This window comes from Streptomyces sp. NPDC005435 (assembly GCF_040703155.1).
Lineage (GTDB): Bacteria > Actinomycetota > Actinomycetes > Streptomycetales > Streptomycetaceae > Streptomyces.
The window spans coordinates 124,823-146,565 of sequence record NZ_JBEXEQ010000003.1 but is presented as its reverse complement, the minus strand read 5'-3'; the positions used below and the strand labels follow the sequence as shown (position 1 = coordinate 146,565).

General features: G+C 73.0%; 19 protein-coding genes. 4 read left to right on the top strand and 15 right to left on the bottom strand.

Features of this window, described 5'->3' with window-relative positions; genetic code table 11:
* The first annotated feature begins 262 nt into the window (after positions 1-262).
* Positions 263-745: a diadenosine tetraphosphate hydrolase gene (locus tag AB0898_RS05530; RefSeq protein WP_366801518.1), complete on the top strand. Its 483-nt coding sequence runs from the start codon at positions 263-265 to the stop codon at positions 743-745.
* Between the two features lie 72 nt (positions 746-817).
* Here AB0898_RS05530 and AB0898_RS05525 read toward each other — a convergent pair whose 3' ends face one another.
* From AB0898_RS05525 to AB0898_RS05515, 3 genes are all read right to left on the bottom strand, one after another.
* Positions 818-1,900, bottom strand: coding sequence for a hypothetical protein (locus AB0898_RS05525; protein ID WP_366801517.1), 1,083 nt, complete (start codon positions 1,898-1,900; stop codon positions 818-820).
* 39 nt (positions 1,901-1,939) lie between these two features.
* The gene (locus AB0898_RS05520; protein WP_366801516.1) at positions 1,940-3,070 is read right to left on the bottom strand and encodes an SPFH domain-containing protein; all 1,131 of its coding nucleotides are present in this window, start codon (positions 3,068-3,070) and stop codon (positions 1,940-1,942) included.
* Positions 3,071-3,330: 260 nt separating this feature from the next.
* Positions 3,331-3,507, bottom strand: coding sequence for a hypothetical protein (locus tag AB0898_RS05515; RefSeq protein ID WP_018549062.1), 177 nt, complete (start codon positions 3,505-3,507; stop codon positions 3,331-3,333).
* Positions 3,508-4,145: 638 nt separating this feature from the next.
* On the opposite strand from AB0898_RS05515, the gene AB0898_RS05510 reads away from it, so the two are divergent.
* Positions 4,146-5,519: a protein kinase domain-containing protein gene (locus tag AB0898_RS05510; protein WP_366801515.1), complete on the top strand. Its 1,374-nt coding sequence runs from the start codon at positions 4,146-4,148 to the stop codon at positions 5,517-5,519.
* Between the two features lie 19 nt (positions 5,520-5,538).
* Here the strand turns inward: AB0898_RS05510 and AB0898_RS05505 are convergent, their stop codons facing one another.
* The 9 genes from AB0898_RS05505 to AB0898_RS05465 all read right to left on the bottom strand — a co-directional run bounded on the left by AB0898_RS05505 (position 5,539) and on the right by AB0898_RS05465 (position 17,797).
* Complete coding sequence (locus AB0898_RS05505) at positions 5,539-6,348, bottom strand: RNA methyltransferase (protein ID WP_366801514.1); 810 nt, start codon at positions 6,346-6,348, stop codon at positions 5,539-5,541.
* A 60-nt stretch (positions 6,349-6,408) separates the two neighbouring features.
* Positions 6,409-7,644, bottom strand: coding sequence for a uroporphyrinogen-III C-methyltransferase (gene cobA / locus AB0898_RS05500; RefSeq protein ID WP_366801513.1), 1,236 nt, complete (start codon positions 7,642-7,644; stop codon positions 6,409-6,411).
* Positions 7,645-7,832: 188 nt separating this feature from the next.
* The gene (gene cobT / locus AB0898_RS05495) at positions 7,833-11,573 is read right to left on the bottom strand and encodes a nicotinate-nucleotide--dimethylbenzimidazole phosphoribosyltransferase (RefSeq protein ID WP_366801512.1); all 3,741 of its coding nucleotides are present in this window, start codon (positions 11,571-11,573) and stop codon (positions 7,833-7,835) included.
* 410 nt (positions 11,574-11,983) lie between these two features.
* Positions 11,984-13,201, bottom strand: a complete 1,218-nt coding sequence (gene cbiE, locus AB0898_RS05490; RefSeq protein WP_366801511.1) for a precorrin-6y C5,15-methyltransferase (decarboxylating) subunit CbiE — start codon at positions 13,199-13,201, stop codon at positions 11,984-11,986.
* Between the two features lie 129 nt (positions 13,202-13,330).
* Positions 13,331-13,978 carry a GNAT family N-acetyltransferase gene (locus tag AB0898_RS05485; RefSeq protein ID WP_366801510.1) on the bottom strand — a complete coding sequence of 216 codons (648 nt, stop codon included), beginning with the start codon at positions 13,976-13,978 and terminating at the stop codon, positions 13,331-13,333.
* A gap of 190 nt (positions 13,979-14,168) precedes the next feature.
* The gene (locus AB0898_RS05480) at positions 14,169-15,002 is read right to left on the bottom strand and encodes a MetQ/NlpA family ABC transporter substrate-binding protein (protein WP_366801509.1); all 834 of its coding nucleotides are present in this window, start codon (positions 15,000-15,002) and stop codon (positions 14,169-14,171) included.
* A 99-nt stretch (positions 15,003-15,101) separates the two neighbouring features.
* Positions 15,102-15,935, bottom strand: coding sequence for a MetQ/NlpA family ABC transporter substrate-binding protein (locus AB0898_RS05475; protein WP_366801508.1), 834 nt, complete (start codon positions 15,933-15,935; stop codon positions 15,102-15,104).
* Positions 15,936-16,031: 96 nt separating this feature from the next.
* Positions 16,032-16,766 (bottom strand): methionine ABC transporter permease, encoded by a 735-nt coding sequence (locus tag AB0898_RS05470; protein WP_366801507.1) that lies wholly within the window; start codon positions 16,764-16,766, stop codon positions 16,032-16,034.
* The gene (locus AB0898_RS05465) at positions 16,763-17,797 is read right to left on the bottom strand and encodes an ATP-binding cassette domain-containing protein (RefSeq protein WP_366801506.1); all 1,035 of its coding nucleotides are present in this window, start codon (positions 17,795-17,797) and stop codon (positions 16,763-16,765) included. The genes AB0898_RS05470 and AB0898_RS05465 overlap by 4 nt, the downstream gene beginning before the upstream one ends.
* Positions 17,798-18,395: 598 nt before the next feature.
* On the opposite strand from AB0898_RS05465, the gene AB0898_RS05460 reads away from it, so the two are divergent.
* Positions 18,396-18,755 carry a hypothetical protein gene (locus tag AB0898_RS05460; RefSeq protein ID WP_366801505.1) on the top strand — a complete coding sequence of 120 codons (360 nt, stop codon included), beginning with the start codon at positions 18,396-18,398 and terminating at the stop codon, positions 18,753-18,755.
* A 1-nt stretch (position 18,756) separates the two neighbouring features.
* Positions 18,757-19,182: a hypothetical protein gene (locus AB0898_RS05455; RefSeq protein ID WP_366801504.1), complete on the top strand. Its 426-nt coding sequence runs from the start codon at positions 18,757-18,759 to the stop codon at positions 19,180-19,182.
* Between the two features lie 52 nt (positions 19,183-19,234).
* Here AB0898_RS05455 and AB0898_RS05450 read toward each other — a convergent pair whose 3' ends face one another.
* The 3 genes from AB0898_RS05450 to AB0898_RS05440 all read right to left on the bottom strand — a co-directional run bounded on the left by AB0898_RS05450 (position 19,235) and on the right by AB0898_RS05440 (position 21,555).
* Positions 19,235-19,732 (bottom strand): GNAT family N-acetyltransferase, encoded by a 498-nt coding sequence (locus AB0898_RS05450; protein WP_366801503.1) that lies wholly within the window; start codon positions 19,730-19,732, stop codon positions 19,235-19,237.
* A 45-nt stretch (positions 19,733-19,777) separates the two neighbouring features.
* On the bottom strand, positions 19,778-20,284 hold the full coding sequence (locus AB0898_RS05445; RefSeq protein ID WP_366801502.1) for a sigma-70 family RNA polymerase sigma factor: 507 nt from the start codon (positions 20,282-20,284) through the stop codon (positions 19,778-19,780).
* Positions 20,285-20,379: 95 nt separating this feature from the next.
* Positions 20,380-21,555: a glycerophosphodiester phosphodiesterase gene (locus AB0898_RS05440; RefSeq protein WP_366801501.1), complete on the bottom strand. Its 1,176-nt coding sequence runs from the start codon at positions 21,553-21,555 to the stop codon at positions 20,380-20,382.
* Positions 21,556-21,743 lie beyond the last annotated feature (188 nt).

Genomic DNA, 21,743 nt, shown 5'->3' with positions numbered 1-21,743 from the left:
TGGCGGGGTGCGGTGAGGGTACGGGGGCGCTCCGGGCGCCGGACGACCGGGGGGCGACACGCGCAGCCGGCACGCGAGCTCGGCGTACGGAGCCCGGAGCCCGGAGCCCGGCACCCGGCACCCGGCACCCGGCACCCGGCTGACCACAGCCCGCACACGCACCCGCGCCCCCGGCGCCCTTTCCGGACTGACGAATGGCGGTCACTGCGATGTCCCGACGTCGTCAGACAGGGCGATGATCGCGGTCGGATAGGTTCTGGCCATGGTTGATGACTGGCGGACGGACCGGATCGGGAGTGCCCTGCGAGGCGAGAACCCCGCAGTTCTGCGGCGCTTGAACGCGGGATTCGCGGCGATCGGCGATGTGCAGTTCCTCCCGGGCTACTCAGTGCTCCTGGTGGACGATCCCGAGGTGGAACGGCTGTCGGACCTGCGCCGGGACAAGCGGCTGGCCTTCCTGTCCGACATGGACCAACTCGGGGAAGCGGTCGAGCGAGCATCGCGTCACCTGGACGCGGCTTTCCGGCGGGTCAATCTGGAGATCCTGGGCAACACCGATGGGTTCCTGCACGCACACGTGTGGCCCCGGTTCGAGTGGGAGCCGGCCGACCTGGTGCGCATGCCGGTGTGGCTGTATCCCCGCGAGAGGTGGACCGAAAAGCAGTACGCACTCGGACCGCAGCACGACCCGCTGCGTGCAGCGATCGGGGACGAGCTGGACAGACTGCGGTCCGCGAACAATTGATCTTGTGGCGGGTCGTGTCGGATGCGCAACAACTACCGGCGAAGTCATGCCCCGCCCCGAAGACCCCCGTCCTCAATGCCGCAGCATCATCACCAGCAGCAGCACCAGCCCGATCAGCAGCGCGCCACCCACCGAGGCCAGGGTGATCTTCGTCGCGCTGTACGGGCGTTCGCCGATGACTTCGCCGGTGCGGGCGTTGACCATCACCGGCCAGGTCTTGCCCGCGTGGACGTAGGTGAGGAACCAGACGGGCAGCAGGAGCAGTTTGTAGGTGAGGGCGCTGTAGGAGGTGGACATCGAGAGGACCCGCTGCTCGTTGCCGCCGATGTCCCGTTTGCAGTCGGCGCGGATCACCGGGGCCATGCGGGCCTTCGCCGACTCGAGACCGGCCTCGGGCTCGACGTCGTAGCGGACGGTGCGGAAGCCCGCGAGGTACTCCTCCTGGTACGGGACGGTCTCCTCCAGGGGCCAGGGGGCGAGTTCGTCCAGTTCCTTTTCCGGGACCTGGGTGCTGCCGGGCACCAGTACGTCGTCGAAGAACCGGTCGACCGTGCCGAACGCGGGCTGCCAGTCGGTGTGCCGTACGCGCCGGGTACGGCCCTCGGAGTCCTCCTCCTCGACCCAGTAGTAGTCGCCGCGCTGGCCGGAGTACCGGGTGCTGGTCTGCGCGTCGTACGTCCAGTGCGGCAGGTAACTGCCCCGGAAGGTCTCGGCCTCGGTGACCTTCTTCAGCTCGTCGGGCGCGAACCAGCGGGACTTGGTCCACTTCGCCAGCGCGTCACGGGCCTGGTCGCGGCTCACCCCGAAGGGCAGCACCGCCTCGGGCACCACGCGTTCGGTGCCGGAGGCCTCGGAGACCAGCGGGGTGGCGCAGAAGGGGCACTTGTCGCTGAGGGTGTCGCTCTCGGTCACGGCGTGGCAGCCGGGGCAGGTGTACGTCTTGACCCGGTCCGGAGCGGCGGCCCGGTGGGGCAGCGCGGCCAGTTCCTCGATCGGGTGCTCGGTGACCTGCCGGGGTACCGGCGTGATGTCCTGCTCGTGCTTGCAGTAGGGGCAGCGCAGCGCGTACGTCCCGGGCGCGTACTCGCTGACCCCGCCGCACGCCTCGCACTGGAACGCCCGGTCGGGCGCGGGCGCGACGTCCTGGTCCGTCAACTCTGTTCTCCTTGTGACCTGTTGCCGAAAAGTCCGCGCTCAGCCCTGCGGGGGCAGCGGCGGCGGAACGTCGGCGAACAGCGGCGCCAGCTCCGGGATTCCCTCCGCGGGCTGCCAGGCGGCCTGCCCGCTGCGCCAGACCAGGGTGGCGCGGGTCAGGTTCCCGGCCGCCACCTGCCCGGCCAGCGCGCTCTCGTCGTACGGGCCCTGCTGCTGTCCGCCGACGGCGAGGAACCAGCGCGGGGCGGTGGGCAGCGGCGGCGGGACGTCGGCGGAGGCGGGGGCGGGGACGGGCTGTGCCGCCGGGACCGGCGGGGCCGTCGCCGCACCGGACGCGCTCTGCGCGATCCGCTGGCCCAGCGCCATGCCCACGCCCAGGCCGACCGCGTCGCCGCCCGTCCCGGGGTTGGCGGCGGCGATCGTCATCGCGTCGGCCGCCTGGAGCTTGGCGTAGTCGTCCAGGTTGCCGGTGACGGCCATCCGGGAGCGGGTGTCGATCGCCGCCTCGACCTCCGGCGGGACGCTGATGTTCTCGATGTGGAAGCGGGGGACGGCGATGCCGGTGGCGGCCAGCTCCTGGGTCAGCGCCTCGGCCAGCTGCCGCCCGATGCCGTCCTGCCGGGCGGCGAGGTCGAGCAGCGGTACGCCGGCGGCGCCCAGCGCGGAGCCCAGCTTGGAGACGATCAGCTGCCGCAGGTGCTCGCCGACCTCCTCGGTGCGGAACTGCGGGTCGGTGCCGACCAGTTCGCGCAGCAGCGCGGCGGCGTCCACCACCTTGGCGGCGAAGGTGCCGAAGGCGCGGACGCGGACCATGCCGAAGTCGGCGTCCCTGAGGATCACCGGGTTCTGGGTGCCCCACTTGAAGTCGGTGAACTGCCGGGTGGTGACGAAGTAGACCTCGGCCTTGAAGGGCGACTCGAAGCCGTGCTTCCAGCCCTTCAGGGTGGACAGGACCGGCATGTTCCGGGTGGAGAGGGTGTATGTGCCGGGCTGGTAGACGTCGGCGAGGCGGCCCTCGTTGACGAAGACGGCGACCTGCGACTCGCGCACCACGAGCTGGGCGCCCATCTTGATCTCGTTGCCGTGGCGCGGGAAGCGCCACACGATGGTGTCCCGGCTGTCGTCGGTCCACTCGATGATGTCGATGAACTCACCGCGGATACGGTCCATCAGCCCCATGACAATCCCCCACTCCCCCTGTTTCCGAAGGACCGCACATCCCGGGACGAAGGGCACCCCGGCGATCGAGCGATCAGCCGACAGTATGCCCATCACAGTGCAGGCTGTCGTGGTCGGGGCCGGACAGCGCAATGCCGGCGCAGCTCCCCAGCTGCGCCGGCATTCGTGCCGTCCGCCGCACCCCCGTCCCCACGGGGTTGAAAGGATGGATGGATGGAGCCCGGACCGCTCTTCCGGGTCTGGAGCGCTGGTCAGCGCCCCAGCATCGCACCCACGGACGACGCCTGTGTGGCCACCGTCTCCCACCCGTCGAAGACGAGGAGGAGCAGCAGTGCCAGGGGCAGGGCCATGAGGGTCGCCACCGCCGGGTGGCGGCGGCCGGTCCGGCGGGGGCCGGGCGTGGTGCGCCTCGGTGCCGTGTGGGCCATGATCCCTCCAGGCTTTCCCTGGTCGTGCTCGGTGGTTCTTGTGTTGTCGCGCTTCGTGAACAGCGGCGGGCGTGTGACCTCGGGGGACGAGTACCGCACCCGCCGCTTGACCTCAAATGTAGGCGCGGGGCGCTATCCCGGGCGTCATGCCCTCGTACCGAATGGCGGGCCTCCCGGAGGATGAGCCCTCCCGCACGGAGTACTCCCCTGGGTGGAGACCCCGCTCCGGTTCTCGGGGTCTTCCCGGAGGGGTCGCCCGTTGCCGGCGCCGGGGACCGCCGCAGGGGCCGCTCTCCACCCACGGGTGGATACGTATGACTTCGGTCACTTTGACCTCCTCGTGGTGACCCGCGTCGCCCGGGAGCGGGGCGGAGGGCGCGGCGGCGGACCGCCGGGGACCGGTCCCGCGCGGCCCCCTCTCGCGGCCGACGGGCCGGTCACTGATCCACAACACCCTTGTCTGGTCGACTTGTTGATATCCAGCGACTCTCAACAGCTCTGCAATTGACCGTCTGCTGACCGGGCTTCACCTGGCGTGGCCGTCCGCGCAATCCGTCGGTACCGGAGGGCGCGGCCTCTGCGCGCGGGCGGCCGTGGAAACGTAAGCTGGGCCGAGTCACAGGGACCGGGCAGCGGGGATGAACATGGCGATGATGCGCCTGAGGCGCGAGGACCCGCGCGTCGTCGGCTCGTTCAGGCTTCACCGACGGCTCGGCGCGGGCGGGATGGGCGTGGTCTACCTCGGCTCCGACAAGAAGGGGCAGCGGGTCGCGCTGAAGGTGATCCGGCCGGACCTCGCGGAGGACCAGGAGTTCCGGTCGCGGTTCGCGCGGGAGGTGTCGGCGGCCCGGCGCATCCGGGGCGGCTGTACGGCGCGGCTGGTGGCCGCGGACCTGGAGGCGGAGCGGCCGTGGTTCGCGACGCAGTACGTGCCCGGGCCCTCGCTGCACGACAAGGTGGCCGACGAAGGCCCGCTGGTCGCGGCCGAGGCCGCGGCGATCGGGGCGGCGCTGTCGGAGGGACTGGTCGCCGTCCATGAGGCGGGCGTGGTCCACCGGGACCTGAAGCCGTCCAACATCCTGCTGTCCCCCAAGGGCCCCCGGATCATCGACTTCGGCATCGCCTGGGCGACGGGTGCCTCCACGCTCACGCATGTGGGCACGGCGGTGGGCTCCCCCGGCTTCCTGGCGCCGGAGCAGGTGCGCGGGGCCGCGGTGACCCCGGCGACGGACGTGTTCTCGCTGGGGGCGACCCTGGCGTACGCCTCGACCGGTGACTCGCCCTTCGGACACGGCAGTTCCGAGGTGATGCTGTACCGCGTGGTGCACGAGGAGCCCCAGCTGCACGGTGTGCCGGACGCGCTGGCCCCGCTGGTGCGGGCGTGTCTGGCCAAGGACCCGGACGACCGGCCGAGCACGCTCCAGCTGTCCCTGCGGCTCAAGGAGATCGCGGCGCGCGAGGCCCAGGGCCTGGGCGACGTACGGCCGCCCGTGCCGCGCACCGCGGAGGGCGACCGGGGTGCCGGGCGCCTGGTGGACACCTATCCGGACCAGCACCGCACGACCCAGCGGCGGCCCTCCCCCTCGGGTACGCCGCTGCCGCGCGGTGCCACGCCGGCCCGGGGCGGGGCCCCTTCGCGGGGCGGCTCGCGGCCGGGCGCGTCCCGTACGACCCCGGCGCCGCGCCCGCGCTCCACGGGCAACGGCCGCCCGGCCGGACCCCGCAGCGGTGCCGGCCGCCCGGCGCCCCGTACGACGGGCACCCGGCTGCGCCCGGCCAATCCACGGCTGCTGCGCCAGCGTCTGTTCGTGTTCGTGGTGGTGACGCTGCTGGTCGCGCTGGGCATCGCCCTGGCGCAGGGCTGCACGGGTCCGTCCCGGGGGCTCGGCGGCGCCGGCGGCCACCAGACGCACGTCCAGCCGAAGACCGGTCCGGGGGGCGACGCGGTGCCGGTGGAGCGGGAGTACGACCCGACGCCACGGCCCGGCGGTTCCTCAACCACCGTCAAGTAGGCCGCCGGGCGCGGCGGTTCTACGGGTTGCGGCAGGTCGCGTAGAACGCCACCGCCGACGCCGCCGCCACGTTCAGCGAGTCGATGCCCGCCGACATCGGGATGCGGACCAGTTTGTCGGCGGCGTCCATGGCCGCGCGGGACAGGCCGTCGCCCTCGGTGCCGAGCATCAGGGCCAGCTTCTCGTGGTGCTCGGCGGCCAGTTCGTCCAGGGTGATGGAGTCCGGGCCCAGACAGAGGGCCGCGATGACGAAGCCCGCGTCGTGGAGGGTGCCCGCGTCCTGCGGCCAGGTGTCGAAGCGGGCGTAGGGGACGGAGAAGACGGCGCCCATGGAGACCTTGACCGCGCGGCGGTAGAGCGGGTCGGCGCAGCGGGGGGTGAGGAGGACCGCGTCCACGCCGAGTGCGGCCGCGTTGCGGAAGGCGGCGCCGAGGTTGGCGTGGTCGACCATGTCCTCGAAGACGGCCACGCGGCGGGCGGGGGCCAGTACTTCGGCGGCCGTCGGCAGGGCGTTGCGGCCCATGGAGGCGAGGGCGCCGCGGTGGACGTGGTAGCCGGTGACGCGTTCGGCCAGTTCGGGGCTCACGCAGTAGACGGGGGCGGGGAGTTCGTCGATGACGTCCCGCATCACCTCGGTCCACTTGGGGGTGAGCAGCATGGAGCGCGTGTCGTAGCCCGCCGCCCGTGCCCGGCGGATCACCTTCTCGCCCTCCGCGATGAACAGCCCCTCGGCGGGCTCGCGCCTGCGGCGCAGCTCCACGTCGGTGAGGTTCGTGTAGTCGTGCAGGCGGGGGTCGTCGGGGTCCGTGATGGTGATGAGTTCGGCCACGGGAAGATGCTGCCTCGTTCTGGAGAGCTGAAGAGAGAAAAGAGTGCGGGCGCGGGTGCCTCAGGCGTCCGGTGTCGCCGGGCCCACCGCGACCACCTCGCCGACCACGATCACGGCGGGCGGCTTCACCGCCTCGCGCCGTACCGTCTCGGCGACCGTGGCGAGCGTGGCGTCCACCCGGCGCTGGGCGGCGGTCGTGCCCTCCTGGACCAGGGCGACCGGGGTGTCGGGGGACTTGCCGTGGGCGATGAGGGTCTCGGCGATGCGGCCCATCTTGTCGACGCCCATGAGGATCACCAGGGTGCCGGTGAGCTTGGCGAGCGAGGGCCAGTCGACCAGGGAGCGTTCGTCGTCGGGGGCGACATGCCCGCTGACCACGGTGAACTCATGGGCGACGCCCCGGTGCGTGACGGGTATCCCGGCCGCGCCCGGCACGGACACCGAGCTGGTGATGCCGGGGACGACCGTGCAGGGGATGCCCGCCTCGGTGAGCGCCTGGACCTCCTCCATGCCCCGGCCGAAGACGAAGGGGTCGCCGCCCTTGAGCCGCACCACGGACTTGCCCTGCTTGGCGTGCTCGATCAGGGCGTTGTTGATGGCCTCCTGGGCCATGTACCGGCCGTAGGGGATCTTCGCCGCGTCGATCACCTCGACGTGCGGCGGGAGTTCGGCGAGCAGATCGCGCGGGCCGAGCCGGTCGGCGATGACCACGTCGGCCTCCGCGAGCAGGCGCCGGCCGCGCACGGTGATCAGGTCCGGGTCGCCGGGGCCGCCGCCGACCAGGGCGACTCCGGGGGTGCGGGTACGGAAGTGGGGGGCGACCAGGGTGCCGTCGCGCAGGCCGGCCACGACCGCGTCGCGGACGGCGGCGGTGTGCCGGGGGTCGCGGGCGCGGGCGGTGGTGGTGAGGACGGCGACCGTCACGCCCTCGCTGGTGCCGGTGGCCGGGGTCCAGGCGGTGGCCGCGTCGGCGTCGTCGGAGCGTACGCACCACACGCGCTCGTGCTCGGCCTCGGCGGAGGCGGTGGCGTTGGCGACCTGGTCGCTGGTGGCGATCAGGGCGTACCAGGCGCCGTTCAGATCGCCCTCGGCGTACGGCCGCCGCTCCCAGGTGATCTCGCCCGCGTCCGCCATCGCCTCGACGGAGGGAGTGGCCTCGGGCGAGATCAGCAGCACGTCCGCGCCCGCCGCGATCAGCGCCGGCAGGCGGCGCTGGGCGACCTGGCCGCCGCCGAGCACGACCACGCGGCGCCCTGCCAGGCGGAGACCTACGGGGTAGGCGGGGTGTTCGGCCATGAGGTGCGGCTCCTCGTCCAGCTCTGCGGTAGGCGCGCTACGGCTGCGGAGCGGCCCTGACGTGCGGATTTTACGGCGCCGGGGCGGGCGGTGGCACGGGCGGTCCGGTGGGTGAACACCGGGCCGCCCGGCTCGCGGGACTCGGCCGCCCCTGAACGTCCAGGGGTGGCCGGCTTCCCTGAGATGACCTACTTCTCGCTGACGCCCGCCGAGTCGAACGTCGCCACCTCGTGCATCGCGCGCGCCGTGCTCTGCACCAGCGGCAGCGCGAGCAGCGCGCCGGTGCCCTCGCCCAGGCGCAGGTCGAGGTCGACCAGCGGGCGCAGGCCCAGCTTGTTGAGCGCGGCCACATGGCCGGGCTCGGCGCTGCGGTGTCCGGCGATGCAGGCGGCCAGCACCTCGGGGGCGATGGCACGGGCCACGAGGGCCGCGGCCCCGGCGCTGACGCCGTCCAGGATCACCGGCGTACGCAGCGAGGCGCCGCCGAGCAGCAGGCCGACCATGGCCGCGTGCTCGAAGCCGCCGATGGCCGCGAGGACGCCGATCGGGTCGGCCGGGTCGGGCTGGTGGAGTTCCAGCGCACGCCGGACGACCTCGGTCTTGCGGGCCAGCGTCTCGTCGTTGATGCCGGTGCCCCGGCCGGTGACCTCGGCGGGGTCGGCGCCGGTGAAGACGGCGATCAGCGCGGCGGACGCGGTGGTGTTGGCGATGCCCATCTCACCGGTGAGCAGCGCCTTGTTCCCGGCGGCGACCAGGTCGCGGGCGGTCTCGATGCCGACCTCGATGGCCGCCCTGGCCTCCTCGCGGGTCATCGCGGGCCCGGCGGTCATGTCGGACGTGCCGCCCCGGATCTTGCGGGGCAGCAGGCCGGGGGTGGCGGGCAGGTCGGCGACGACGCCGACGTCCACGACGCACACCTCGGCGCCGACCTGGCTCGCGAAGGCGTTGCAGACCGCGCCGCCGCCGAGGAAGTTGGCCACCATCTGGCCGGTGACCTCCTGCGGCCAGGGGGTGACGCCCTGGGCGTGCACGCCGTGGTCACCGGCGAAGATCGCGACGGCCGCGGGCTCCGGGATCGGCGGCGGGCACTGGCGGGAGAGCCCGGACAGCTGCGCGGAGATGATCTCCAGCATGCCGAGCGCGCCGGCCGGCTTGGTCATGCGCTTCTGCCGCTCCCACGCCTCGCCGAGCGCCTTGGCGTCGAGCGGGCGGATCTGTGCGACGGTCTCGGCGAGCAGGTCGTGGGGTTCCTCTCCGGGCAGGGCGCGGCGGCCGTACGTCTCCTCGTGCACGACCCAGGACAGCGGGCGGCGCTTGGACCAGCCGGCCTGCATCAGCTCGGGCTCGTCCGGGAACTCGTCGACGTACCCGACGCACAGGTAGGCGACGACCTCCAGGTGCTCGGGCAGGCCGAGCGCGCGGACCATCTCGCGCTCGTCGAAGAAGCTGACCCAGCCGACGCCGAGGCCCTCGGCGCGGGCGGCGAGCCAGAGGTTCTCGACCGCGAGCGCGGAGGAGTACGGCGCCATCTGCGGCTGGGTGTGCCGGCCGAGGGTGTGGCGGCCGCCGCGCGTGGGGTCGGCGGTGACGACGATGTTCACCGGGGTGTCGAGGATGGCCTCGATCTTCATTTCCTTGAACTGCTTCGCCCGGCCCTTGGGCAGCGACTGGGCGTACGCCTCGCGCTGGCTCATGGCCAGGTCGTGCATCGCGCGCCGGGTCTCGGCGGACTTGATGACGACGAAGTCCCAGGGCTGGGAGTGGCCCACCGACGGGGCGGTGTGCGCGGCCTCCAGGACGCGGAGCAGCACCTCGTGCGGGATGGGGTCGCTGCGGAAGCCGTTGCGGATGTCGCGGCGCTCGCGGATCACCTTGAGCACGGCCTCGCGCTCGGCGTCGTTGTACGCGGGGGCGGCGGGGCCCACGAACCCGGCGGGGAGGAGTTCCTCCGCGGCGAGGGACGCGTCCTGGGCCTGCTCGTCCCGGTCCTCGTGGTTCTCCTGGTCCTCCTGGTCGGCGGCCAGGGTGTCCAGGTCCTCCGCGCTCTGGACGACGTCCGGCTCCTCGACGGCCTGCTCGGGCAGCTTCAGCGGCTGCGGCGGGGTCGGCGCGAGGTGCGGGGCGGTGGGCAGCCGGCCGTCGACCGGCACGAACTGACCGAGCGTCTGGTCCGGGTGCGCCTCCAGCGGGACGGCGGAGGGCAGCGGGGCGGCGGCCTCCGGCGGCGCGACGAGCTGGGGGCCCTGGGTGGGGGCGGGGGCCTCGTCGGCGACGGGGGCGGGCTCGGCGGGAGCCTCGGCCTCCGGGGCGGGTACGGGCTCGGGCGCCTCGGGGGTCGCCTCGGGGGTCGCCTCGGCGGCGGCCGGTACGGCGGGCTCGGCACCCTGCGGGTCCGCGTCGACGGGGGCGGCGGCCTGCGGCTCCGGCTGGGCGGTGTCCGGGGCCGGGGCCTCCGGCTGGGCCGCGTCGGGCACGGGGACCTGGGCGGCGTCGGCCTCCGCCGGAGCGGCGGCATGCGGCTCCGCCTCCGCCGGGACGACGGGCTGCGCGTCGGCTTCGGCCGGGACGGCCACCTGCGGGTCCGCGTCCGCCAGTACGGCAGCCGGCGCGGCCGCTTCGGCTGGGGCGGCGGTCTGCGGGTCCACGTCGGCGGGCGCGGGAACGTGCGGCTGGGCTTCGGCCGGGACGGCCCCCTGCGGGTCCGCGTCAGCGAGCGCGGGAGCCTGCGGCTCGGCCTCGGCGGCCTGCGGCGGGGCCGCGTCGGGGGCCGGGGCCTGCGCGGGGTCGGCCTCGGCCGGGACGGCGGCCTGCGGGTCCGGCTCGGCCGGAGCGGCGGCGAGCGGCTCCGCTTCGGCCGGAGCGGCGGCCTGCTGGGCCGCGTCGGGCGCGGGGACCTGTTCCGGGTCGGCCTCGGCCGCGAGGCCGGCCTGCGGGTCCGGCTCCACCGGAGCGGCCGCCTGGGCCGGGATGGTGGCGTCGGCCACCAGGGCCGCGTCGGCGACCGGCTCCGCGTCGGCTGGGGCGGCGACCGCCTCGACCGGCGCGGCCACCTCCGGCGTCACGGGCTCGGCCTGCTCGGCCGGGGTCTCCACCGCGGCGACAGCCTCGACCGCCTCCTGCGGCTCCTCCACCGCCGGACCGACAGCCTCGGCCTCCGGCGCCACGACGGCACCCTCGGCCGACGAAGCGTCGACGGCACCCTCGGCAGGCACAGCCTCAGCGGCAGCGACCTCGTACACCCCGTCGTGCCCGTCCGCCGGCTGGACCCCGTCGTGTGCGTGCACGACGCCGGCCGCCTGGGTGGCCATGCGGGCCATCGCGGCCTGGGCGGGGTCGGCGGCGGTGCCGGGGACCGGGCCAACCGTTTCGGCGGCCGGGGCGGCAGGCGCGGCCACGGCGGCGGCCAGGTTCCACTGGCCGGTGCCCTGCGCGACGGGCTCGTAAAGGTGCTGCGCGTCCGGGTACTCGGCGGCCGGCTGGACGGGCTGCCGTACGGGCGCGCCCGCCGGGCCGCGATCGGCCAGCGAACGCACCGGGCTGGCGGAGGTGTCGGGGATCGGCGGGCCGAGGTGCAGCGGCCGGCGCGGCGGCTGCGGGGCCTGTCCGTGCGGGGCCGACAGGATGGGGGACGGCGTCACGGAGACGGGGCCCGCCTCGGGCAGCCGTACGCCGGTGAGGTCGACCTGGCCGCTGTCGCGGCCCGACGCCTCGTGCGCGCCGGGCTGGTGGACGGCCTCCACGACCGGTTCCGGCGCGGGCGGCGGCACTTCGTTGCCCCACGCGCCCTGGGCGCCCGGCAGCAGCAGGTCTTCATCCCCGGCGGGCGCTTCGGCGACGTAGGTGTAGCCGTGGGCGGGGGCGCCCGGCTGCTCCACCATGCCTGCGCTCTCCGGCTGTCCCTCGCCCGGGATCTGGCCGGTGTCGGTCATGCGTACCCCTCGCCCATCGCTTCAGTGCTCCTACGACCAGCTCACCCGGAACGGCGCACCGACCGCCCCGTAGTGAGAACGAGCGTCCGTGCCCGGCGGCACGAACGGCCGCCAGAAATGACGACAAAGCCATTCAGTGGCATGAAAACCGCTAGTGGCATTGTCCCGCCGTCGCGCCGTCGCGACAGCTTGATCCGCGACTGCCCGTTGTGGACTGCGCCACGTCGCGCGTCCTGTGGTGTCGCCGTACCCCACCCACCCCCAAAACGGGCGTGCGTTCTGGACATTGGCGAACGAACTTCCGGGACGCCGGTGCGGTACAACGATCGGCCAGCCTACCGCGCGCGGTACGACAACAGGATCACGGGGCGGGCGCGGGCTGTCCTTTCCGCCCCGGTACGCCCCTCGGGTCAGCGCGGGGGTTCGCGGCGGGGCAGTTCGCCCGTGAGCAGGAACGCGACGCTCCGCTCGGTCTCCGTCCAGGCGCGGGTGTCGAGTTCGACGGCCTGGAGGAGGGCGCACTCGACGCGGTAGCCGTGCTCGGTCAGGTCGCGGCCGACGAGTTCGGCCGCGTCGCGGGTCGCGGCGTGGGTGACGATGCGCTGCGGACGGCGGTCGGCGACGGCGGAGACCACGGCCGGTCCCCCGCAGCCGACGCGTACGACGTCGGGCTCGGGCAGGTTCTCCAGGACGTGCGGTGCCTGGCCGTGGACGATCTGGAGCTGGACCCCGAAGGCGCGCGCGGCGGCGTCCGTGCGGGCGCAGGCGGCCGGGTCGTGGTCGACGGCGATGACGGCGGCTCCGGCGCGCGCGGCGTCCACGGCGAAGGCGCCCGCGCCGCAGCCGATGTCCCACACCAGGTCGCCCGTGCGGGGCCCGAGGCGCGCGAGCTGGGCGGCGCGCAGCAGTTCGCTCTCGCCCTCGCCGAGTCCGCCGCCGTACGCCTCGTCGGGCTGGGTCCAGCCGCGCGGGCCCACGGCGGGGTCGCGCCCGGCGATCCAGCCGCCGCCCTCGACGGCGCCGGGGTGGCCGCCGATGACGATGACGACGTTGGGGTCGCGCCAGGTGTGGTCGGCGGCCTTGTCGGAGGTGACGACGCTGACGCGCTCGTTCTCGGTGCCCAGTTCCTCGCAGATGACGAAGGTGCGGTGGACTCCTTCGAGGAGGAGACCGAGTTCGGCGGGTCCGGCGCCGGGCGCGGTGAGGACGGCGACCTTGGGGTGGGCGCGGCAGACGTTGACGGCCCGGCGCAGGGTGCGCGGGTGGGCGACGACCACTTGGGCGTCGTCCCAGGGCATCCCGGCGCGGGCGAAGGCGGCGGCGACGGAGGAGACGCCGGGCACGACCTCGACCTCCAGGCCGAACTCGGGGTCGCGCAGAGCCCGGACGACGCCGAAGAACCCGGGGTCGCCGTCGGCGAGCACGGCGGCGGTGCCGCGGTGGGCGGCGATGCGGCGGGCGGCCAGGGTGAGGCTGCCGAGCCGGACGCGTTCGGCGCCGGCCGGGATCTCGGGCAGCGTCAGATGGTGGGCGGCGCCCGCGACGAGCGTGGCGGCGCCGAGCGCGCCGCGTGCCGCCTCGGTCAGCGGCGAGCCGTCCCAGCCGATCACCGTGACCCGGTCGGCCATCGTCGTCAGTCTCCAGGTCTTCGCGGGTCGTCAGGGGGGTGGCCCAGGTGCGGGCTCCGTGAGGTTACCTGGTCGGCCGGGAGGGCGCGGGCCCGGGTGGTGTCCGGTGTCCCGGGACCCGGGCGGGGTTCAGTTCCAGTCGGAGTAGTCGGCGTACGAGCCGAAGCCGCGGCTGTCGGAGAACTGTTCCTCGGTGCCCTCCAGGTCCTCGGGCAGCAGGCTCCAGACGATGAAGTCGGTGCGCAGGTCGGTCCAGGTGCCGTCCTCGGTGCGGACGTGCACTATGCAGGCGTTGCGCAGGACGCCCTCGCTGATGCAGCCGATCTTCTGGGCGACCTGCTGGGAGGCGGCGTTGTCGGCGGCGGTGCGCAGTTCGAGGCGCTCGAACTTCTGGTCGCCGAAGAGCCACTGGGCGGTGGCGAGCGCGGCCTCGGAGGCGTAGCCCTCGCCGCGGGCCCAGGGGGCGATGATGTACGACAGCTCGCTGGACCTGATCTGCCAGTCGGTCTTGGTCAGTTGGACGATGCCGACGAGGCGCTGGGTGAGGAACTCCGTGACGGCGAGGTCGAGTCCGCGTCCTGCGGTGCGTTCGGCGGGGGCGTACTCGGTGATCCAGTGGTGGGCGCCCTCCTCCGTGAACGGCTGGGGCACGTCCGTCCAGGCGGCGACCTGTTCGTCGTTCATCATCTCGGCGAGCGCGGGCACGTCGTCCTCGTCGAGGGGGCGCAGCACCAACCGCTCCGTGCTGATGGAGATGTTGGGGAAGGTGCTAGTCATGCGCCGCTCCGTAACGTCGGATCGTTTTATGAGGGGCCGTCAGGAAGCCCCGCTGAACTGCCAGCATGAAGCATGTAACCACTGAAACGCACGACGGGCCCCTCCCCCGCCGTCCCGTGGGTCACGGGAACCCCCCTTGCGGGGTGCGGGAGCGGGGCCGTACGTGCCGCGTGCGGCGGGCCGGGCCGGATCAGTCGCCGCTGACCGGCAGGACCGAGCCCTGGTACTTGTCCTCGATGAACTTCTTCACCTCGGGCGAGGTCAGCAGCTTGGCGAGCTTCTTGACCCGCGGGTCCTTCTCGCTGCCGCGCTTGACGGCGAGGAGGTTGGCGTAGGGGTTGTTCTTCGCGGACTCCAGGTAGATCGAGTCCTTGGTGGGGCTGAGGCCGGCGTCCTGGGCGAAGTTGTTGTTGATGACGGCCGCGGCCATGTCGTCCAGCGAGCGCGGGAGCTGGGCGGCCTCCATCTCCTTGAACTTCAGGTGCCGGGGGTTCTTGACGACGTCCGCCGGGGACGCCTGGGCACCGGCGCCCTTCTTGAGCCCGATGACCCCGCTCGCGGCGAGGAGCTTGAGCGCGCGGGCCTCGTTGGTCAGGTCGTTGGGCACGCCGACGGTGGCTCCGTCGGGGAGCTTGGTGACGTCCTTGACCTTCTTGGAGTAGACGCCCATGGGCGGCAGGTAGGCGTCGACCACCGGTACCAGGTCGGTGCCCTTGGACTTGTTGAAGTCGTCCAGGTAGGGCTTGTTCTGGTAGAGGTTCGCGTCGAGCGAGCCCTCCTGGAGCGCGGTGTTCGGCAGGACGTAGTCCGTGAACTCCTTGACCTGGAGCTTGAGTCCGGCCTTGGCGGCGAGGTGGCCCTTGATGTAGCCGAGCACCTCGCCGGCCGGGACGGGGGTGGCGCCGACGACGAGTGCGCCGTCCTTGTCACCACCGCTGTCCGAGGCCGAGCCCGAGCCGCAGGCGGTGAGGCCGAGGCCGAGCGGGAGGGCGGCCGCCACCGCGAGCCATACGGTCTTGCGCATGTCGATCCCCTTGTCGTTCGTGCGCGTCAGTCGTGCGCGTCGTGCGGGCGCGTCAGTCGTGCGCGTCGTGCGGGCGCGTCAGTCGTGCGGGCGCGTCGGTCAGAACGAGGGGATGACGGAACCCTGGTACTTGTCCTCGATGAACTTCTTCACCTCGGGCGAGGTCAGCAGCTTGGCGAGCTTCTTGACCCGCGGGTCCTTCTCGTTGCCCTTCTTCACGGCGAGGAAGTTGCCGTAGGGGTTGTCCTTCGGGGACTCCAGGACGAGGGCGTCCTTGGCGGGCTTGAGGCCGGCGGATATCGCGTAGTTGCCGTTGACCACGGCCGCGTCCACGTCGTCCAGGGAGCGCGGGGTCTGGGCGGCCTCGACCTCCTTGAACTTCAGCTTCTTGGGGTTCGCCGTGATGTCGGCCGGGGTCGCCTCGTTGCCCACGCCGTCCTTGAGCGTGATGAGCTTGTCGGCGGCGAGCAGCTTGAGGGCACGGGCCTCGTTGACGGCGTCGTTGGGGACGGCGACGGTCGCACCGCTCTTCAGCGCGTCGGCCTTCTTGACCTTGTGGGAGTAGAGGCCGAGCGGCTCCAGGTGCACCGTGACGACGGGCACGATGTGGGTGCCGCGCTTCTTGTTGAAGTCGTCCAGGTACGGCTGGTTCTGGAAGTAGTTGGCACCGACGGAGCCGTCCTCGGTCGCCGTGTTCGGCGTGATGTAGTCCGTGAACTCCTTGACCTGGAGGTCGAGTCCGGCCTTCTTCGCCAGGTTCTTCTTGACGAAGTCGAGGATCTCGGCGTGCGGGGTCGGGCTCGCGGCGACGATCAGCGGTCCGCTGTAGTCGGAGGAGCCGGCGGAGTCCTTGCCGGAGCCGCAGGCGGTCAGCCCGAAGGCGAGGGCTCCGGCGGCGAGGACGGCGGTGGTGAGCTTGGCGGTGTTACGCACGAAAAGTGCCTTTCCTTATGGTGGTGCGACCCCGTGTACGGGTGAACGGGGAGTCTGGGGTGTCCGGGACGCGGGACGAGTCCGCCCCCGCCCGGCTCAGGCGACCTTGGAGACGTCGGCCGCGGCCGGCTCGGTGGCCTTCAGCAGCCGCAGCTTCGGCGCGGGGCCGGAGCGTCCGCGGCCGTGCAGGGAGCGGGCGGCGAAGTCGCCGGCGAACTGGATGAGCGAGATGACGACGGCGAGGATGCCGACGGTGATCCACATCAGCTCGGTCTCGAAGCGCTGGTAGCCGTAGCGGACGGCGAGGTCGCCGAGGCCGCCGCCGCCGACGGTGCCGGCCATGGCGGAGTAGCCGATGAGGGCGATGATCGTCGTGGTGGTGCTGGCGATCAGGGACGGCAGCGACTCGGGGACCAGGACCTTGCGGACGATGGTCCAGGTGTTGCCGCCCATCGACTGCACGGCCTCGACGAGTCCGCCGTCCACCTCGCGGACGGCCGTCTCGACCAGGCGGGCGAAGAACGGGATGCCGCCGATGGCGAGCGGGACGATCGCGGCCGTCGTGCCGATGGTGGTGCCGGTGACCCAGCGGGTGAAGCTCATCAGCGCGACCATGAGGATGATGAACGGCATCGAGCGGCCGACGTTGACTATCTGGCCGATCACCTTGTTGGCGACCACGTTCTGGAGCAGGCCGCCCCGGTCGGTGAGGACCAGCAGGATGCCGAGCGGGAGGCCGACGGCGACGGCGATCAGGGTGGACCACAGGACCATCGAGAAGGTCTCGGAACACGCCTGGGACAGCAGGGGCTGCATCTCGGACCAGGTCACTTGGCACCATCCTTCACCAGCACGGGCGCCTGGCCCTGGACGTCGATCTGCAGGCCCTGTTCGCGCAGGAAGCCGATGGGCACCACGTTGTCCTCGTAGCGGCCGGGCAGTTCGATGCGCATCCGGCCGACCTGGAGGCCGCCGACGGTGTCGATGGCCGCGCCGAGGATCGAGATGTCGATGTTGTAGGTGCGCGAGAGCTGGGAGATGACCGGCTGGGTGGCGGCCTCGCCGTGGAAGGTGATGTCGAGGACGGTGCGGTCGTCCCCGGAAGCCTCGCCGCCGACCGGGAAGAGGGCGGAGGCCAGCTGGGAGCCGGGGGTGGCGAGCAGTTCGCTGACGGTGCCGGATTCCACGACGCGTCCCTTCTCCATGAGTGCGGCGGAGTCGCAGATGGACTTCACGACGTCCATCTCGTGGGTGATGAGCAGCACGGTGAGCCCGAGCTGCCGGTTGAGGTCGCGCAGCAGCTGGAGGATCGAGCGGGTGGTCTCGGGGTCCAGCGCGCTGGTGGCCTCGTCGGACAGGAGGACCTTGGGGTCTCCGGCCAGGGCGCGGGCGATGCCGACGCGCTGCTTCTGGCCGCCGGAGAGCTGGGCCGGGCTGGCCTTGGCCTTGTCGGCGAGGCCGACCAGGTCGAGGAGTTCCAGCGCCTTGCGCGAGCGCTCCTTGCCGGACTTGCCGAGGATCTCCAGCGGCAGTTCGACGTTGTCCTGCACGCTCCGCGAGGAGAGCAGGTTGAAGTGCTGGAAGACCATGCCGATGTGCGAGCGCGCCCGGCGCAGTTCCCGTCCGGCGCGCGGTCCGCGTCCCGCGAGCGCGGTGAGGTCCTGCCCGGCCACGGTCACGGTGCCGGCGGTGGGGCGCTCCAGCAGGTTGACGCAGCGGATCAGGGAGGACTTTCCGGCGCCGGACTGGCCGATGACGCCGTAGACCTCGCCTTCGCGGACGTGGAGGTCCACGCCGTCGAGGGCGGTGACCTCGCGGCCTCGGGAGCGGTAGACCTTGGTCAGGCCCGATGTCGTGATCACAGGATTTCCGTCACTGTCGAGTGCGCGGGCGCGGGTGGGCCCGGCACGGGTGCTTGCGTTCGTATGGGGACGCGGCACGGTTCTCGCGGTGGCGATGGGGACCGGGGGAACCCGGGGAGAACGGCGTGTGCGCGAAAGGCGGCACGGGGTCCGGTACGCCGGTGTTCCGGACGATCGACCGCGGCTCTCGCTTCGGGGCGCGAGGCTCAGATGGTGCGGGGGCCCTCTAGAAGGCGCACATTCGACACATACAACGAGCACCGGGCGTCATGGTCGCCTCGGTCGCAAGGGTGCGGCTGCTCGTCGTGGTCATGCGGGCCAGTAAAGCAGACGGACGCTCCTGACCGGAGACCGCTGTCCACATGCTGGACAGCGGCGGACACCCCTGGTGGACGGGGCGGAGGCGCCCCTTCCGCCGCCCGCACCCCGTTCGGCCAAGCCTGACAAGGGCATCGGGCCGCCGGCCGGGGCGGCTGCCCGGCTCACCGGCCGGCCGGGTTGTGGCCTACGCCACGGCCGTCACACCCGTAGGGGGCGGGCGGCGGCGTAGGCCGGGGGCGGCGGCGGGCGTCCGTTTCGGCCGTAATAGGGTCTCGGCATGCTCAACGCCCTCTTGCTGGTGACCGGGGTCGCCGCGCTGCTCCTCGCCGCCTGGTGCGGCTGGGCCGCGTACCGGGACCAGCCCACCAAGGACTGGCACCTGATCGGCATGGCCGTGGTGTCGGTCCTCGCGCTGGCGCAGCTGGTGGCCGGGGTCGTACGGCTGGCCCGGGGCGAGCGTCCCGAGCAGGGCACGACGATCTTCGTGGCGTATCTGCTGGGCGCGCTCGCGTGCGTCCCCGCGGCCGGGTTCATGTCGCTGGCCGAGCGGACCCGCTGGGGCTCGGTGACGGCCGCCGCGGGCGGTGTGGTGCTTGCCGTGCTCGAAGTACGGCTCTTCGACATCTGGGGAGGCTGAAGTGACGGCGCTGGAGGAGAAGCCGGCCCGGCTGATCAGCGGGCCGGGGATGCTGCTCGTCTGGTTCTACGGCGTGATGGTGGTCGGCGCCGTGTCGCGCTCGGTGTACCAGATCGCCACGGAGTTCGACCGGGCCCCGCTCGCCTACGCGCTCTCCGCGCTCGCGGGCGTGGTCTACGGCTTCATCACGTACACCCTGGTCCGGGGCGGCGAGACGGCCCGCCGGGCGGCGCTGGTGTGCTGCGCCGCCGAGCTGGCGGGCGTGCTGGTCGTGGGCACCTGGACCCTGGTCGAGCCGTCCGCGTTCCCCGACGCCACCGTGTGGTCGGACTACGGCATGGGGTACGTGTTCATCCCCGTGCTGCTGCCGCTGTCCGCGCTGTACTGGCTGCGCAAGGCGCGGCTGCGCGCGGACGTCACGCGCTAGGGCCTGCCTTTCGGATCAGCCCGAGTCGCGCGGGCGGTGGCCGGGCGGGGCGTCACGCGGTGGCCGCGTAGGCGCCCGCCTTCTTCTCCAGCACGATCATCTCCACCCCGTCGGCGCCCTGGGAGCGCCCCACCGCCTGGTATCCGGCGCGGCGGTACAGCCGCAGCCCGGCGTCGCTGCGGTGGCCGCTGTGCAGCCGGAACACGGTCGCGCCGCGCTGCTCGGCGAGGGCCGCCTCGGCCGCGCCGAGGAGCCGGGCGCCGATGCCGTGGCCCTGGAGGCGGGGGTGGACGCAGAGCGTGCCGATGGCGGCGGCGCCGTCCTCGGTGAGGCGGCCGCGCACCGAGCCGACGATCTCGTCGCCGAGCCGGGCGACGAAGACGCAGTCGGCGGCGACCTCCTCGCGGACCGAGTCCAGGCTCTGGACGAGCGGGTCGATGCGGTAGTTGCCGTACCGCGCCGCCTCGCTCTGGAAGCACAGGTACTGCAGCCTGAAGATCTGTTCCGCGTCCTGCTCGGTCGCCGCCGAGATGGTCACGCTCATGCCCATGTGCGCACGCCTCCCGCTCACCTGATCAGCCGTCGTACCCCACACCTATCCCCGCACTCCGTCGGCCGCAACCTCCGGCGCGAGCAATCGCCGCAGACATCCCAGACATCGGGAACGTTCCGGGCCGAGACTGCCCTGTGAGATACCCAACTCCCCCGCGATCTCGCGGTAGGTGGGGTCGTGCGGGGAGAGCAGCGCCTCCAGGAGCCGGGGGCAGCGTCCGGGCAGCCGCCCGACCGCCTCGCGCAGCAGGCCGTACCGGGCGGCGGCCAGGGCGAGTTGCTCGGGTCCGGGCCGGGCGTCGTCGGCGGGCTCGGCGCCGTAGGGGCGCTCGCGCCGGACGGTACGGCGGCTGCGGCGTGCCTCGGCGCGCACCGCCCGGCGCAGCCAGCGCTGCGGGTCGGGCGGCGGTCCGTCGGCCGCCAGACGCTCCAGGAGCCGTACCCAGACGGCCTGTTCCAGATCGCCCGGCTCGCCGCCGCCGGCCTGTGCCTCGGCGGAGGCCTCGGCCGTGAGCAGCGGGCGCAGGGCGGCCATCAGGTCGTGCGTCATATGCGCGAGGACGCGCCGCCCCGGCCCGGGGGTTTCCGGGACGGGGCGGCGTCACCCCCATCAGGGAGGAACGGTCGCGGAGTTGACGCCGGGGCTCAGTGGCCGAGGAAGTCCGCGCGGGCGAGCAGGGCGGTGTCGGCGTTGTCGGTGAAGACGCCGTCGATGCCGGTGGCGAAGTAGGTGCGGAAGGCGCCGAAGGCGTCGCCGTAGGCGTCCGGGGCGCTGCCCTTGCGGTACTCGGCCGGCAGGAAGGGGTTCTCGTTGCGCATCGTGTACGGGTGGAGGACCAGGCCGACCTTGTGGGCGTCCGCGACCAGGGTGGTGGGGCTGCCCAGGGTGCCGTCGGACTTCTTCGGGATGACCAGGTCCAGGGTGGGGCCGATGCCCTGCGCGTAACCGGCGATCTCCCGCAGCCCCTTGGGGGTGACCAGGTCCGCGACGGTGCGCGGGTCGCCGGTGGCGGTGAAGTCGTAGGGGCGGGTGCCGGCCTGGTCGAGGAGGACGACCAGCGGGTTGTCGACCAGGCGGTTCATGCGCTGGATGCTGGTCGGCTCGAAGGACTGGAGGATGACCGGGGAGTTCCGGCCGTCCTTGCCGTACTTGTGGAGCAGCTTGGCGACCCGCTCCTCCAGGCCGAGCCCCAGCGCGCGGAAGTAGGTGGGGTGCTTCAGCTCGGGGTAGATCCACACCTGGCGGCCCCGCTCGCGGGTGCGCCGGTCCTGCCACTGGAGGACCTCTTCGAAGGTGGGGATCGGCCAGCGGCCGTTGTAGAGGGTGTTGTGCGGCCGGTTGGCGGGGATGCGCTCGACCGCGCGCAGCGTGCGCAGCTCGGCGAGTGTGAAGTCCTCGGTGAACCAGCCGGTGACGGACACCCCGTCGAGCAGCTTGGTCGCCTTGCGGTCCGCGAACTCGGGGTGCGACGCCACGTCGGTGGTGCCGCCGATCTCCGGCTCGTGCCGGCAGACGAGATGCCCGTCCTTGGTGGGCACCAGGTCGCCGGCCTCCACGATGTCGGCGCCGAGTTCGAGCGCCAGGTCGTACGAGCCGAAGGTGTGCTCGGGGCGGTAGCCGCTGGTGCCCCGGTGGCCGATGACCGTCGGCTTGGGCAGGCTCTTCAGCCCGCCCCCGCCGTGTCCGGCCGTACGGGTGTCCGCCGCGCGGGCGGCGCCGGGCAGCCCGAGGACCGCGCCGCCCGCTCCGAGCACCGCGGCGCCGAGGACCGCCCGCCGTCCGGTGCCCTGGGGGGACCGGTTCGTCTGCTCGCTCTCCATGCGCGCCTCCTGCCGTGGGATGGTCGAATGCGCGCTGATCGTAGGTGGGGTGGAGTGACCTGCGGGAGACCCCGGAACGAACACGCGGGTGCCAGGGGGTGTCCGGTGGGGGTGGTGAGGTGACGGTTCGTCGGGTCCGTCCGCGAGGGCCTCCGGGGGCCGTACGGGTGCGACACCTGTCACATCGC

Coding starts and splice junctions, on each gene's coding strand:
- AB0898_RS05450 (WP_366801503.1), bottom strand. CDS start 19,732: ATGGGCATGAGCGTGACCATCTCGGCGGCGACCGAGCAGGACGCGGAA.
- AB0898_RS05510 (WP_366801515.1), top strand. CDS start 4,146: ATGAACATGGCGATGATGCGCCTGAGGCGCGAGGACCCGCGCGTCGTC.
- AB0898_RS05485 (WP_366801510.1), bottom strand. CDS start 13,978: ATGACTAGCACCTTCCCCAACATCTCCATCAGCACGGAGCGGTTGGTG.
- cbiE (WP_366801511.1), bottom strand. CDS start 13,201: ATGGCCGACCGGGTCACGGTGATCGGCTGGGACGGCTCGCCGCTGACC.
- AB0898_RS05530 (WP_366801518.1), top strand. CDS start 263: ATGGTTGATGACTGGCGGACGGACCGGATCGGGAGTGCCCTGCGAGGC.
- AB0898_RS05460 (WP_366801505.1), top strand. CDS start 18,396: ATGCTCAACGCCCTCTTGCTGGTGACCGGGGTCGCCGCGCTGCTCCTC.
- AB0898_RS05445 (WP_366801502.1), bottom strand. CDS start 20,284: ATGACGCACGACCTGATGGCCGCCCTGCGCCCGCTGCTCACGGCCGAG.
- cobT (WP_366801512.1), bottom strand. CDS start 11,573: ATGACCGACACCGGCCAGATCCCGGGCGAGGGACAGCCGGAGAGCGCA.
- AB0898_RS05440 (WP_366801501.1), bottom strand. CDS start 21,555: ATGGAGAGCGAGCAGACGAACCGGTCCCCCCAGGGCACCGGACGGCGG.
- cobA (WP_366801513.1), bottom strand. CDS start 7,644: ATGGCCGAACACCCCGCCTACCCCGTAGGTCTCCGCCTGGCAGGGCGC.
- AB0898_RS05480 (WP_366801509.1), bottom strand. CDS start 15,002: ATGCGCAAGACCGTATGGCTCGCGGTGGCGGCCGCCCTCCCGCTCGGC.
- AB0898_RS05515 (WP_018549062.1), bottom strand. CDS start 3,507: ATGGCCCACACGGCACCGAGGCGCACCACGCCCGGCCCCCGCCGGACC.
- AB0898_RS05520 (WP_366801516.1), bottom strand. CDS start 3,070: ATGGACCGTATCCGCGGTGAGTTCATCGACATCATCGAGTGGACCGAC.